The organism is Roseicella aerolata, from assembly GCF_020523605.1.
GTDB lineage: Bacteria > Pseudomonadota > Alphaproteobacteria > Acetobacterales > Acetobacteraceae > Paracraurococcus > Paracraurococcus aerolatus.
Genome location: NZ_JAJAQI010000036.1, coordinates 48,980 through 63,115, shown reverse-complemented (window position 1 = coordinate 63,115; position 14,136 = coordinate 48,980). Strand labels below are relative to the sequence as shown.

At 72.4% G+C, this 14,136-nt stretch carries 9 protein-coding genes; 3 read left to right on the top strand and 6 right to left on the bottom strand.

The genetic code is table 11. From position 1 onward, the window contains the following. Positions 1–245: 245 nt before the first annotated feature. Both LHA35_RS20450 and LHA35_RS20445 read right to left on the bottom strand, forming a co-directional pair. A complete protein-coding gene (locus tag LHA35_RS20450; protein ID WP_226611639.1) occupies positions 246–1,142 on the bottom strand; it encodes an NAD(P)H-hydrate dehydratase in 897 nt (298 codons plus the stop codon). Continuing rightward, positions 1,139–1,903: a histidine phosphatase family protein gene (locus tag LHA35_RS20445; RefSeq protein ID WP_226611638.1), complete on the bottom strand. Its 765-nt coding sequence runs from the start codon at positions 1,901–1,903 to the stop codon at positions 1,139–1,141. Before LHA35_RS20445 ends, LHA35_RS20450 begins: the two co-directional genes overlap by 4 nt. 159 nt (positions 1,904–2,062) lie before the next feature. On the opposite strand from LHA35_RS20445, the gene LHA35_RS20440 reads away from it, so the two are divergent. Both LHA35_RS20440 and LHA35_RS20435 read left to right on the top strand, forming a co-directional pair. Next, a complete protein-coding gene (locus LHA35_RS20440; RefSeq protein WP_226611637.1) occupies positions 2,063–3,112 on the top strand; it encodes an SDR family oxidoreductase in 1,050 nt (349 codons plus the stop codon). 2 nt (positions 3,113–3,114) lie between these two features. After that, the gene (locus LHA35_RS20435; RefSeq protein ID WP_226611636.1) at positions 3,115–4,266 is read left to right on the top strand and encodes a patatin-like phospholipase family protein; all 1,152 of its coding nucleotides are present in this window, start codon (positions 3,115–3,117) and stop codon (positions 4,264–4,266) included. A gap of 25 nt (positions 4,267–4,291) precedes the next feature. On the opposite strand, the gene LHA35_RS20430 is transcribed toward LHA35_RS20435, so the two are convergent. Then, on the bottom strand, positions 4,292–4,834 hold the full coding sequence (locus LHA35_RS20430; protein WP_226611635.1) for an MOSC domain-containing protein: 543 nt from the start codon (positions 4,832–4,834) through the stop codon (positions 4,292–4,294). Between the two features lie 65 nt (positions 4,835–4,899). Between LHA35_RS20430 and LHA35_RS20425 the strand changes: the two genes are divergently transcribed. Beyond that, the gene (locus LHA35_RS20425) at positions 4,900–6,291 is read left to right on the top strand and encodes an MmgE/PrpD family protein (RefSeq protein ID WP_226611629.1); all 1,392 of its coding nucleotides are present in this window, start codon (positions 4,900–4,902) and stop codon (positions 6,289–6,291) included. 63 nt (positions 6,292–6,354) lie between these two features. Here the strand turns inward: LHA35_RS20425 and LHA35_RS20420 are convergent, their stop codons facing one another. The 3 genes from LHA35_RS20420 to LHA35_RS20410 form a co-directional block, all read right to left on the bottom strand. Further along, positions 6,355–9,447, bottom strand: coding sequence for an efflux RND transporter permease subunit (locus tag LHA35_RS20420; RefSeq protein WP_226611627.1), 3,093 nt, complete (start codon positions 9,445–9,447; stop codon positions 6,355–6,357). Positions 9,448–9,601: 154 nt separating this feature from the next. Next, positions 9,602–12,811, bottom strand: coding sequence for an efflux RND transporter permease subunit (locus tag LHA35_RS20415; RefSeq protein WP_226611625.1), 3,210 nt, complete (start codon positions 12,809–12,811; stop codon positions 9,602–9,604). Further along, complete coding sequence (locus tag LHA35_RS20410; protein WP_226611623.1) at positions 12,808–14,034, bottom strand: efflux RND transporter periplasmic adaptor subunit; 1,227 nt, start codon at positions 14,032–14,034, stop codon at positions 12,808–12,810. The genes LHA35_RS20415 and LHA35_RS20410 overlap by 4 nt, the downstream gene beginning before the upstream one ends. Positions 14,035–14,136: the final 102 nt, after the last annotated feature.

The window sequence follows — 14,136 nt, the reverse complement described above, 5'->3', positions numbered from 1 at the left end:
CAGGACCGTCGGCACCCTCTGGGATACCATCGGCAGTCTCCTCGACCGCTTCAGTCCGAGCGAGTGCGCCGCCTACTTCCAACACTGCGGCTATGCACAGTCAGGGCAATAAAGGTCTAGAGAAGATCGCTGCGGGGCGTGAACGCCTGGGAGCCTGAATCTGCCTGAAAAACAAAGAACCACAGCGGATGGGCGTTCAGATATGAACGCCCATCCGCTGTAGTGCAGACAGGCCTGCGTGCCGCTCAGGCCTTGGATGCCGCCAGCCCCGCCATGATCGGCGGCACCTCCGCCAGCAATTCCCGCGCGAGATAGCCGACCAGGCCCTGCCGCCGGGCGAGGCGGGCCCCCGCCTCCCCATGCAGGAAGACCCCCCAGAGCGTCGCCGCCAGCGGCGGCGCGCCACGGGCGAGCAGGCCGGCGATGATGCCGGCGAGGGTATCGCCCGAGCCGGAGGTAGCGAGGCCCACATTGCCGCGGTCGGATGCCCAGGCCCGGCCTTCCGGCGAGACGATGAAGCTGCAGCCGCCCTTCATCACCACCACCGCCTGCAGCTTGGCCGCCGCCCGGCGCGCGGCGTCCAACCGGTCCGCCAGCACCGCCTCCCGGTCCATGCCGAGCAGCGTCGCCATCTCCCCGGCATGCGGCGTGACGACCAGCCGCCCGGCATGGCCGGGCGGCGGGCCGCCGCGCAGCCCCCGCAGCGCCGCGGCGTCGAGCACGACGGGCACGCCGTTATCGGCACTGCGATCCAGGACCGCCGCGGTCAGCGCCGCGGCCGCGCGGCTGTCCACCATGCCGGGGCCGATCAGCGCCGCGTCGCATTGCGTCATGCGCGTGGCCAGGTTGTCCGCCTCCTGCGGCGCGATGCCGCCCGCCGAGGTCTCCTCCAGCCCGATCACCCGCGCTTCCGGCATCGCCAGGGCCAGTGGTATGGCGACGCTGCGGCAGGTGGCGATGCGGACCTTGCCGGCGCCGGCGCGCAGCGTGGCGAGGCCGGCGAGCAGCGCGCCGCCCGGCACCTCGACGCTGCCGGCCACGACCAGCACGCGGCCGCGCTCGTCCTTGTCCTCGCCCTCCTGGTGGCGGGGCAGGGGCATATCGCGGAGGAGATCCTCCGTCACCGGCTCCGGTGCGCTCATCGCGACCCCGCCTGGTTGTCGGGCTCGGCCGTCACCGGAGCGCCCTCGGCCTCCAGCGGCGCCACGAAATTCCAGCGCAGCAGGACCGGCGCGCCGTCCCGCCCACGCGCCGGGTCGAAGGCATATTCGGTGACGCCGCAATTCGCCACGTCACCTTCGGCATCAATGGCCAGGATGGCCTCCTCGTCCAGCTTCTCGATCAGGTAGCGCAGGCAGAGCACCACCACCTGGTGCGCGACGATCAGCACCCGCGCCCCGCCATGATGCAGCGAGACGCTGTCGAGTGCGCTCCGCAGCCGGAGCAGCACGTCGCACCAGCTCTCGCCTCCCGGCGGCCGGTGGTAGAATTTCCCCAGGATCCGGCGGAACTCCGCCTGCTCCGGATAATGGCGGTCGATGCCCTGCCTGGTCAGCCGGTCGAGGACGCCGAACTCCTTCTCCCGCAGTCGCTCGTCCTGCAGGATATCGACAGGGTCGGCGAGGAGCCCTCCCTCCTCGCCGATCAGCGCCACGGTCTGCCGGGCGCGTCGATAGGGAGAGGTGAGCACCACCTCCGGCCGCTGTTCCCTCGGCATGGCGGCGAACCAGCGGCCGAGCGCGCGCGACTGCCGCTCGCCGAGCGCGCTCAGCGGCACGTCGGCATCGCGGCCGCCCGTTTCGATATGCGTGTGCCCCGCCGAAAGGGCGGCGCGGCGGGCGAGGTTGCCGGCGCTCTCGCCATGGCGAACCACCCAGAGCCGGACGGGCCATCGTTGCGTCATGGCGCCTCCAACGCGGCGCAGCGCCGGCTGTTCGCCCCGGCACGCAAGGAACCGCGGCACGCCGGCGCCCGTTAGGACCGTCATACCGCAATGCAGCATAGACCGGGCCGAACGCACTCGGCCGGCTTCCGTCGGCCCGGCCCCTCGACAGGACGCATCATGCCCACTCAGACCGAATCGCCCGTCGTCGTCGTCACCGGCGCCTCCAGCGGCATCGGCCGCGCCACCGCCCAGGCCTTCGCCCGGCGCGGCGCCTGCCTGGTGCTCGCCGCGCGGCGGGCCGGGATGCTGGAGGAGGCGGCGCGCGAATGCACGGCGCTGGGCGGCACCGCCATCGCCGTGCCGACCGATGTGACGGAGGAGGCGCAGGTGGAGGCGCTCGGCCGCCGCGCGCTGGAGCGCTTCGGCCGCATCGATGTCTGGTTCAACAATGCCGGCGTCGGCGCCTTCGGGCGGCTGGAGGCGATCCCGATGGAGGCCTGGCGCCGCGTCATCGAGATCAACCTGTTCGGCTATGTGCATGGCGCCAAGGTCGCCATGCGGCAATTCCGCCGGCAGGGCCATGGGGTGCTGGTGCAGAACGCCTCGATCGTCGGGCGCACCGCCAAGCCGGACGGCACCGCCTATGCCACCAGCAAATTCGCCATCCGCGGCTTCTCCGAGGCGCTGCGGCAGGAGGTGCTGGACCAGCCGGAGATCCAGATCTGCACCGTGCTGCCCTCGGTCATCGACACGCCCTTCTTCCAGCACGCGGCCAATTACAGCGGCCGGTCCGTGCGCGCGGCGCCGCCGGTCTATACGCCCGAGGAGGTGGCCGAGACGGTGGTCGAACTCGTCGAGCATCCGCAGGCGGAGGTGATCGTCGGTGGCTTCGGCAAGTTGGCCGCGGCGCAGGAGAGGCTGGCGCCCACCTTCGCCACCTGGATGACCGGCCGCACGCTGCATACCGGCTTCCTCTCCGGGACGCCGAGCGCCGATACCCCCGGCGCGCTGTTCGAGGGCAGGCCGGACGGCCTGGGCGTCACCGGCGGCTGGCGGGAGCGGCCGGAGAGCGGCGGCGCGCCGCTGGCGGCCATGACCTCGCTCGCCGCCTGGCCGATCGAACTGGCCAGCATGGGTTTCCGCCTGGCGGATGCCGGCCTGGCCGCCACCGCGCGGATGCTGGAGGCGCTGGTCCCCGCGGCGAAGCCCGGACCGGAGTCGCGCTAGCCATGGACATGATGCAGCCATCGCCGGGCCTGGCGCAGGAGAACCGGCAGACCCGTGCCCTGGTGCTCTCGGGCGGGATCGCGCTCGGTGCCTTCGAGGCGGGGGCCTATGCCGCGCTGGAGGCGGCGGGTGGACCGCCGCTCGACTGGCTGGCCGGTGCCTCGGCCGGGGCGGTCGCCGCCGCGCTGATTGCCGGCAACCCGCCGGGACAGCGGGTCGAGCGGCTGCGCGAGTTCTGGGAGGGTGTCGCGGGCGACCCGACGCCCGCCACCACCTTCCTGCTTGGCCTGCCGCCGGCCGAGGGCGCCTGGCGCCGCAGCTACAACCAGGCCGCGGTGGTGCAGAGCCTGATGCTCGGCCGGCCGGGGCTGTACCGCCCGCGGCTGGCGCCGACGCCGCAGATCGGGCAGGTGCCCGCGCTCTATGACCTGGAGCCGCTGCTGGAGCGGCTGCGGCGCATGGTGGATTTCGGCCGGCTGAATTCGGGCGAGACGCGCGTCGCCATTGCTACGACCGATGTGGTGAGCGGCGAGCGCGTGGTGTTCGACACCGGCCGCGGCGCGCGCATCGGGCCGGAGCATGTCGTCGCCTCCTCCGCCCTGCTGCCGCTCTTCGCGCCGATCGAGATCGAGGGGCGGCTGCTCGCGGATGGCGGCCTGTCCTCCAACGTGCCGCTCGACCTGGTGCTGGACGAGCCGGGTGCGGAGGATGTGCTCTGCTTCGTGGTGGAGCTCTTCGCCCCGATGGGCAGCCGGCCGCGGACCCTCGCCGCCTCGGCCTCGCGCGCCGGCGACCTGGCCTTCGGCAACCAGACCCGGCGGATCCTGGAAGGCCGGGTGCGGGAGCACCGGCTGCGGGCGTTGGTGGCGGAATTGGCGGAGCGGCTGCCGGAGGCGGTGCGCGCCGAACCGGAGGTCGCGGCACGGCTGCGGGAGGCGGCCGAGGGCGCGCATGCCGCGACGGTGGTCATGCTTGGCTACCGGGCCGGGCTGGACGAGGCCGGGCTCGGCAAGGCCTTCGATTTCTCGCCGGCGACGCTGCGGGACCGCTGGCGCGCCGGCGAGGCGCGCATGCGCGAGGCGCTGGGCCGGCTGGAGGCGGGCGAGGCCTCGGACGCTCTCGCGCCGGGCCTGCGGGTGCTGCAGGTCGCCTGACCTCCCGGCCGTGTCCGGCCATCCGTCAGACCGGCTGGAGCGGCCTCCGCGCTCCGGGCGGCAGCATGACCGTGATCGGATCCCCCGGCCGCACCACGCCGCCTGCCAGCACCACGCCCATGACGCCCGCCCTGCGGACCAGGCTGCCATCCGCCGCGCGGTCCAGCATGGCAGCGGTGAGGCCGGGCCGGAACCGATCGAGCTGGGCGCAGGGATTGCGCAGGCCGGTCACCTCGATCTCGGCCATCCCGCCCAGGCGGAGCCGCGTGCCCGTTGGCAGGCCCAGCAGGTCGAGGCCGCGGGTCAGCAGATTCTCCCCGACATCGCCGGGGTGAAGATCGAAGCCACGTCCGCGCAATTCCTCCAGCAACTCGGCATGCAGCAGGTGGACCTGCCGCAGATTGGGCTGGGTCGGGTCGCGCGCGACGCGGGAACGGTGCTTCACCCGCTCCCCCGCATGCGCATCGCCCGCGACACCAAGGCCGGCGAGCAGCCGGATCTCCGCCACGGCCTCCTTGCTGAACCCGTGCAAGGGGCTCTGCGCCACCGCGACGACGACCGGCTCCATCCTGCTGCTCCCGCTGCCCTGCGCCCGGGATAGCAGCTTCCGCGCCCGCCATGCATCATGCGGGCATGAGCCAGCCGGACGCCGCCCATCGCCTCGCCGCCCATGCCGCCGGCCTGCGCTTCGCCGACATCCCGCCCGAGGCGGTGGCGAAGGCCAAGATCTTCATCCTGGACACGCTCGGTGTCGGGATTGCCGGCGGCAGCGTGCCGGAGGCGGCGCCGCTGCTGGCCACCGCGCGCGGCTGGGGGGAGGGGGAGGGCGCCTCGGTCTGGGGCACCCGCGCCCGCCTCGGCCCCGGCGCGGCGGCGCTGGTCAATGCCTTCCAGGTCCATTGCCAGGAATTCGACAGCCTGCATGAGGGCGCCGTGCTGCACGCCATGGCGACGCTGTTGCCGGTGCTGCTGGCCGAGGCGGAGCTGCGGGGCGGCGTTTCGGGCCGGGAGCTGATCACCGCGGTGGTCGCCGGCGTGGATGTGGCGTGCAGCCTCGGCCTCGCGGCGCGGCAGGGCTGGCGCTTCTTCCGCCCGGCGAGTTCGGGCGGCTTCGGCGCGGCGGCCGGGCTTGCCCGGCTGCGCGGCCATGACGCGGCGCGGACCCTGACGGCGCTCGGGATGCAACTCGGCCAGGCCAGTGGCACCATGCAGGCGCATAGCGAGGGCAACCCGCTGCTGCCGCTGCAGATCGGCTTCAATGCCCGCGCCGCCATCCAGAGCTGCGACCTGGCGGCGGCCGGCTTCCCTGGCCTCGACGCGCCCCTGGAAGGCCGCTTCGGCTACCTGCCGCTCTTCGAAGGGGCCTGGGACTGTGGGGAGGTGCTGGCAGCGCTGGGCAGGGCCTGGCGGATGACCGAGCTGAGCCACAAGCCTTTCCCGAGCGGCCGCGCCACCCATGGCGGCGTGGAGGCGGTGATGGCACTGCAGGCGGCCCATGGCTTCGGCGCCGGGGATGTGGACGGCATCACCATCGCCGCCCCGCCGCTGATCAACCAGCTCGTCAACCGCCCGGCATTGCCCGACCCGGCGCCGGCCTATGCGCGGCTCTGCCTGCCCTTCGTGCTGGCCAAGCTGCTGCAGCATGGCCGCATCGAGCTGGCACATTTCCGCGGCGCGGCGCTCTCCGACCCCGCGACCTACGAGTTGGCGCGCCGCGTGCGCGTGACGCGCGTCGAGGACCCGAATCCCAACGCACTGCTGCCGCAGCATGTGGAGGTACGGCTGCATGACGGCCGCATCCTGACGCACCGGGTGGAGGGGATGCTGGCGAGCCCGGCGCACCCGCTCTCCCGCGCGGCGTGCCTGGACAAGTTCCGCGGCTGCTGGGCCTATGCCGCCGAGCGGCTGGATCCCGAAGGGGCGGAGGCGGTGATCGGCCTGGTGGATGCGCTGGAGACGCTGCCGGATGTCCGCGCGCTGATCGCACCCATGACGCCGGGATGGGAAGGATCGCGGCTGGCGTGACTCGGCCCTGCAAGCAATGACCGGCGGCGGATTGCTTCCGGGATCGGAGCCGATCCGCCCTGGCTATTCCGCCGGCACCGCCTGCGGCACCGCCGCGCGCTTCTTCCGCCCGAACCCGTCGAGCGCGAGATAGACGATCGGCGTGGTGTAGAGGGTGAGCACCTGCGCCAGCAGCAGCCCGCCGATGAGGGCGATGCCGAGCGGCTCGCGCAGCTCCGCGCCCGGCCCGGTGGAAAGCGCCAGCGGCACCGCCCCGAAGACGGCGGCCAGCGTCGTCATCAGGATCGGCCGGAAGCGTTCCCGGCAGGCTTCGAGGATCGCCTCCATCCCGCCGGCACCGCCGTTGCGCTCATGGTCCAGGGCGAAGTCCACCATCATGATCGCGTTCTTCTTCACGATGCCCATCAGCAGGATGATCGCGATCAGCGCGATGACGCTGAAGGAGGTGTCGGTCAGGAGCAGCGCGAGCAGCGCGCCGATGCCGGCGGTCGGCAGGGTGGAGAGGATGGTGATGGGGTGCAGCAGGTGCTCGTAGAGGATGCCGAGCACGATGTAGATGGTCAGCAGCGCCGCCAGGATCAGCAGCGGCTGGCCGCTGGTGAAGGACTGGAAGGCGCGCGCGCTGCCGGCGAATTCCGTCCGCATCGTATCCGGCAGCCCGGCTTCCAGCGCCGCCCGTTCCACCGCCGCCGTCGCCTCGCCCAGCGCGACGCCGGGCGAGAGGTTGAAGGTGATGGTGGAGGCCGGGAACTGCGCCTGATGGGTGATGAACAGCGGCGCGGTGCTGCGTTCCAGGGTCACGAGCGAGGAGAGCGGCACCTGCACCCCGCCGGCGCCCGAGAGCCAGATATCGTCCACCTGCTCGGGGTACTGCTGCAGCGCCGGGTCCACCTCCAGCACCACGCGGTACTGGTTGCGCGGGCGATAGATGACCGAGACCTGCCGCTGCGAGAAGGAGCTGTTGAGCGCCGAGGTGATGGCGGCGACGCTGACGCCGAGCCGCGCCGCCGCTTCCCGGTCGATCACCAGATGCGCCACCGGCCCGGCATTCTGCTGGTCCGAGGAGACGTCCTGGATCTGCGGCAGGGTGCGCAGCCTGCGCACCAGCACCTCCGACCAGGTCCGCAACTCCGCGATGTCCGGGGAGAGCAGGACGAACTGGATGGAGGCGTTGCCGGCCCGCCCGCCGATGCCGATATCCTGCACCGCCCGCATGAAGGTCTGGATGCCGGGAATGGTGCCGAGCGGCCGCCGCAGCCGGTTGATGACGTCATCGGCGGAGACGCCCGGCCGCTCCGCCAGCGGCTTGAGGCTGATGAAGACGCGCCCCTGGCTGACCGAGGCATTGCCGTTGCCGGCGCCGATCGCCGAGGCGACGCTGGCGACCGCCGGATCCTGCCGCAACACGGAGACGACGCGGTCCTGCAGTTGCAGCATGGCCTGGTAGGAGGTGTCGGAGGCCGCCCGCGTGGTGGCGATGATCAGGCCGGTATCCTGGTCCGGGAAGAAGCTCTTCGGCACGATGGTGTAGAGCCAGACCGTGATGCCGATCAGGCCGAGAGTCGGGATCAGCATCAGCCGGCGCCAGCGCAGTACGTGCCGCAGGCTCCAGAGATAGCCGTCCGTCATGCCGCGCATCACCCATTCCACCGCCCGCCCGAGGCGGCCGGGCGGCGGCGGGTTCCGCCGCGCCAGCCGGGCGGCCATCATGGGAGTGAGGGTGAGGGAGACGACGCCGGAGAGGGCGACGGCGATGGCGAGCACCACCGAGAATTCCCGGAACATGCGCCCGACCAGCCCGCCCATGAAGAGCAGCGGGATGAAGACCGCGATCAGCGAGACGGTGATGGAGACGACGGTGAAGCCGATCTGCCGCGCACCCTCGATCGCCGCCTGCAGCGGCGGCATCCCGCGCTCCCGCAGCCGCGCCATGTTCTCGATCATGACGATGGCGTCGTCCACCACGAAGCCGACCGAGATGGTCAGCGCCATGAGCGAAAGGTTGTCGAGCGAGTAGCCGCAGAGCCACATCGCCGCCAGCGTGCCGAGCAGCGAGAGCGGCACCGCCGCGCCGGTCGCCAGCACCGCCGAGGTCCGCCGCAGGAAGAGCGCGACGACCAGCACGACCAGGACGATGGAGATCAGCAGGGCGTGCTGCACCTCCCGCACGCTGGCGCGGATCGTCTCCGTCCGGTCGCGGATGGTGCGGATCTCGATGCCGGCGGGCAGCCAGCGCTCCAGCTGCGGCATCAGCTCCCGGATGCCGTTCACCACCTCGATGACATTGGCGTCCGCCTGCTTGAAGACCGTCATCATCACGGCCGGCTGCCCGTCCACCGTGCCGCCCTGGCGGCGGTCCCGCGCATCCAGCGTCACCCGGCCGATCGAGGAGAGGCGGACGATGGCGCCATCCTGCTGCCGGAGGATGATCCGGCCGAACTCCTCCGGCGTCGTCAGGCGGTCATTCACCGCGACGGCCGCCATCTGGTCCCGGCCATCCACCAGCCCGGTCGCCTGGGTCACGTTCGCCTGGCTGATCGCCTGGCGGACGCCCTCCATGCTGACGCCGGCGGCCCTGGCCGCGGCCGGGTCGATGGCGATGCGGATGGCGGGCTGCTCGGCGCCCTGGATCTGCACCTGCGAAACCCCCGGCACCTGGGCGATGCGCGTCGCCACCACGCTGTCCGCAGCGTCATAGACGGTGCCGGGCGAGACCGTGTCGGAGGTCATCGCCATGATCAGGACCGGCGCGTCGCCCGGGTTGACGCGGCGGATATAGGGGGGGGTGGGCAGGGGGGGCAGGTCGCTGCCGGCCGCATTGACCGCAGCCTGCACGTCGCGCGCCGCGTCGTCGATCTTCCGCGCGAGATCGAATTGCAGGACGATGAAATAGGCCCCGAGCGCCGAGTAGGACGTCATCTCGGTGACGCCCGAGATGGCGCCGAGCCGCCGCTCCAGCGGCCCCACGACGGAGGCCGCCGTGGTCTCCGGATCGGCGCCGGGCAGCCCGCCGCCGACGAAGATGGTCGGGATATCGGTCCGCGGCAGGGGGGCGATCGGCAGGGCGAAATAGGCCACGATGCCCGTCAGCGCGACGCCGAGCGCGAGCAGCGCGGTTGCGATCGGCCGCAGGATGAAGGGCGTGCTGATGGACATGCCTGTCATGTCCCGCGGGGATGCTGCCGCATCGCCGCGGCCCCGATCGCCGGCGCCGCGCCCAAGCGCGGCCCGGCTGCGCACCGGCCGCGGCACCCGTTCGGGTGCTCGGCCGGCTTTGCCGGCTGCATGGGTCGCGCGTGGCGGCGGGCCATCATTCCGCCGCGACCGGGGCGCGCCGCCGCACGAGGCGCTGCGCCCGCGCCCGCAGGCGCTCCAGCCCCAGATAGATCACCGGCGTGGTGTAGAGGGTGATCACCTGGCTCAGCAGCAGGCCGCCGACGACCGAGACGCCGAGCGGCAGGCGAAGCTCGGAGCCCGTGCCGCTCTCGAGCACCAGCGGCAGGGCGCCGAGCAGCGCCGCCAGCGTCGTCATCATGATGGGGCGGAAGCGCAGCAGGCAGGCTTCCTCGATCGCCTCGCGCGGCGTGCGGCCATGGTCGCGCTGCGCCTCCAGCGCGAAGTCGATCATCAGGATGGCGTTCTTCTTCACGATGCCCATCAGCAGCACGATGCCGATGAGCCCGACCACGGAGAGGTCGAGCCCGAAGAGCAGCAGGGCCAGCAGCGCGCCGATGCCGGCGGAGGGCAGGGTGGAGAGGATGGTGATCGGGTGGATCAGGCTCTCATACAGCACCCCGAGCAGGATATAGATGGTGACGACGGCGGCCAGGATCAGCCAGGGCTCGCCGCGCAGCGAGCGCTGAAACTCCGCCGCATCGCCCGAGAAACTGCCGGCGATGGTCTCCGGCAGGCCGATCTCCGCCTCCGCCGCGTGGATGGCCCTGATGGCCTCGCCGAGCGAGGCCCCGGGGGCGAGGTCGAAGCCGAGCGTCACGGCGGGGAACTGTCCCTGCTTCGTCACCGTCAGCGGGCCGGCGGCGCGGCCGATGGCGGCGATCTCGGCGAGCGGCACCTGCGGCGTGCCGGCGGGCGAGGAGACCGGCGTGCCCTGCGCCGTCGCCGCCTGTCCCGCGGTCGCGGGCACGCGCAGCAGGCCGATCATGGCGGGGTCGTCGCGCAGCGCCGGGGATGCCTCCAGCACCACGCGGTACTGGTTGCTCTGGGTGTAGATGGTGCTGACCTGGCGCTGGCCGAAGGCGTTGTAGAGCGTGTCGTCCACCGCCTGCATGGTGACGCCGAGCCGCCCGGCCTTGTCGCGGTCCACATCGATCGTCAGGCGCAGCCCGCCATCGCGCTGGTCGGAGGCGACGTCGCGCAGGATGGGCAGCTGCATCAGCCGCCGCTCCAGCACCGGCGCCCAGCGCGCCAGCTCCCCGGCATCGGGGTTCATCAGCGTGTACTGGTAGGGCGTGCTGCCGGGGCGGGCGCCGATCTGGATGTCCTGCACCGGCTGCATGTGGACGGTGACGCCCGGCATCGCATCCAGCCGCGGCTGCAGCCGGGCGATGATGGCCGCCGCATGGTCCGCCCGCGCCTCCCGCGGCCGCAGCACCGCGGTGATCCGGCCGGTATTCGGCGCCGGGTTCACTACGCCCGCGCCGACCACGGAGGTGACGGCGACGACGTCCGGATCCGCCCGGATCGCCTCCGCCACCGCCCGTTGCAGCCCGGTCATGCGGGTGAAGGAGGCATCCTCGGGCCCCTCCACCGTGGCGACGATCAGGCCGGTATCCTGGGTGGGCAGGAAGCCCTTCGGCATGACGACATAGAGCGCGACGGTGCCGGCCAGCGTCAGCCCCGCGACCAGCAGCATCAGCCCCTCCCGCCGGAGGGCCCAGGCGAGGCTGCGGCCATAGGCGTCCCGCAGGCCGTCCAGCGCGCGCTCCGTCAGGCGGGAGAGGCGGCCGGGGCGCTGCGCCGCCGCCGGGCGCAGCAGGCGTCCGCACATCATCGGCGTCAGCGTGAGGGAGACGAACATCGAGACGGTGACGCAGATGGTCATGACCAGGGCGAATTCCTGGAACAGCCGCCCGACCACGCCCGGCATGAAGAGCAGCGGGATGAAGACCGCGACCAGCGAGAGGGTCAGCGAGACCACCGTGAAGCCGATCTGCGCCGCGCCCTCATAGGCCGCCTGCAGCGGCCGCTTCCCCTCCTCGATCAGCCGGACGATGTTCTCGATCATGACGATGACGTCGTCCACCACGAAGCCGGTGGCGATGGTCAGCGCCATCAGCGAGAGGTTGTCGAGCGAGAAGCCGCAGAGCGCCATCACGCCGAAGGTGCCGATGATCGAGAGCGGCAGGGCGACGCCGGGGATGAGCGTGGCGCGGGCGCTGCGGAGGAAGACGAAGATCACCGCCACCACCAGCACCACCGCCAGCGCCAAGGTGAACTGCACGTCACGAACCGAGGCGCGGATGGTCTCGGTCCGGTCGGCGACGATCGAGAGCGTCATCCCCTGCGGCAGCGCCCGCTGCAGCCGGTCGAGCTGCTGGCGCACCTGCGCGACGGTCGCGACGATATTGGCGCCGGGCTGGCGCTGCACATCGATCAGCACCGCGGGCTGGCCGTTGTGCCAGGCGCCGTTCAGCGTGTTCTCCAGCTCCTGCACCGCATCGGCCACGTCGCTGAGGCGCACCGGCGCGCCGTTGCGCCAGGTGACGATCAGCCGGGAAAAATCCTCGGGCGAGCGGAGCTGGTCGTTGGCCATGATGGCCGCGGCCTGGCGCGGCCCGTCCACCACGCCCTTCGGCGTGTTGACATTGCCCGCCGCAATGGCGGTGCGGACATCCTCCAGCGAGAGGCCATAGGCCGCGAGGCGCACCGGGTCCGCCTGCACCCGCACCGCCGGGCGCATGCTGCCCTGCACCAGCACGCGGCCGACGCCGCTGACCTGGGAAAGCCGTTGCGCCAGCAGCGTGTCCGCGGCGTCCGACAGGCGCCAGATCGGCAGTGTCTCGCTGGTGAGCGCGAAGGTGATGATCGGCGGGTCGGCCGGGTTCACCTTCGCATAGGTCGGCGGGTAGGGCAGGTTGGCCGGCAGCGTCCCGCGCGCTGCATTGATCGCCGCCTGCACGTCCTGTGCCGCGTCGTCGATGTCCCGCCCGAGGTTGAACTGCAGGGTGATGCGGGAGGTGCCGGGTCCACTGGTGGAGACGATGTCGGTGAGACCGGCGATCTGCGCCAATTGCCGCTCGAGCGAGGCGGTGACCAGCAGCGCCACCGTCTCCGGCGAGGCGCCGGGCAGCGTCGTCGTCACCTCGATGGTCGGGAAGTCCACCTCCGGCAGGGCGGAGACCGGCAGGCGGGCATAGCCGTACAGCCCGCTGAGCAGCACGGCGACGGCCAGCAGCAGCGTGGCGATGGGCCGCGCGATGAAGGGGGCCGAGACGCCGCGGAAGCGCGAGGAGGGGGGCGGCACCGGCCCGCCGGCCGAGCCATCGGCCGCCGGGCTCATTGGCCGGCATCCGCGGCCTGGCGCGGCCGCAGACGGCGCTCGCCCGGGGCCGGGGTGCTCGGCTGGCCGCCCTCCTCCAGCGGGATCACCGCCGCATCGGGGGTGAGCCGCAGCGCGCCGGAGGTCACCACCCGCTCGCCCGGCACAAGGCCCTGGCGCACCACGGCATCGGTCGCGGTGATGGCGCCCAGCCGCAGCGGCCGCTGCTCCACCCGGCGCTCCGGCGTCACGACGAAGGCAAAGGCGCCGTCCGGCCCGCGCTGCACCGCGACCAGCGGGATGGTGGTGACGCCCGGCAGCCGGTCCACCTCCAGCCGCACATTGACGAAGGCGCCGGGCCAGAGCCGCTGGTCCTCGTTCGGGAAGGCGGCCTTCAGCCGGATCGTGCCGGTCTGCGCATCGACGGCGCTATCGAGGGTCATCAGCTCGCCCTCCGCCCGCGGCGTCGCCTCGCCCTGGCGCACCACCTGCACCGGGACGCTGCCGCGCGCCAGCGCATCCTGCACCCGCGGCAGGTCCTGCTGCGGCAGGGTGAAGACCACCGCGACCGGCTGAAGCTGGGAAACGGTGACGATGCCGGTCGCGTCGCCGGCGCGGACGATGTTGCCCTGGTCGACCAGCCGGAGGCCGAGGCGGCCATCGATGGGGGAGCGGATGGTGGTGAAGGAAAGCTGCGTGCGCGCCGCATCGATCGCCGCCTGGTCGGCCGCCACCTGCGCCTCGTACTGCGCAACCTGGGCGCGCTGGGTGTCCTGCTGCTGGCGGGAAACGCCCTCGTTCCGGGCGAGCTGGGTGTAGCGCTGCAAGTCCAGCCGGGCATTGGCCAGCAGCGCCTCATCCTGCGCCTTCTTGGCGATCGCCTGGTCGAGCTGCGCCTGGTAGCTGCGCGGGTCGATGCGGGCGAGGACATCGCCGCGCTTCACCATCTGGCCTTCCTGGAAGGCGATCTCGATGAGTTGCCCGTCCACCTGGGCGCGGACGGTGATGGTGTTGAAGGCCTGCACCGTGCCGATGGCTTCCAGCCGGATCGGCAGGTCCTGGCGCTGCGCGGCGGCAACGGTCACGGGCACCGGCGCGCCGCGGCCCGGCCGTCCGCCGGCCGCCGGACCCGCCGCCTCGGCCTGCGGCGCCGCGGCGGAGCGCTGCTGCCACCAGAACCAGCCTCCGGCCCCCGCCCCGGCGAGCAGGGCGAGACACAGGAGGATCACGAGCGGGCGGCGCATGGGCAGGGATCGAAGCCTTCGGGACAAGTGGTGGAGATACGCCCGGCCGGCGCAATTCCCATGGGCCGGTCGGGTGACGAATCGTGTCATACGCGGCCCATG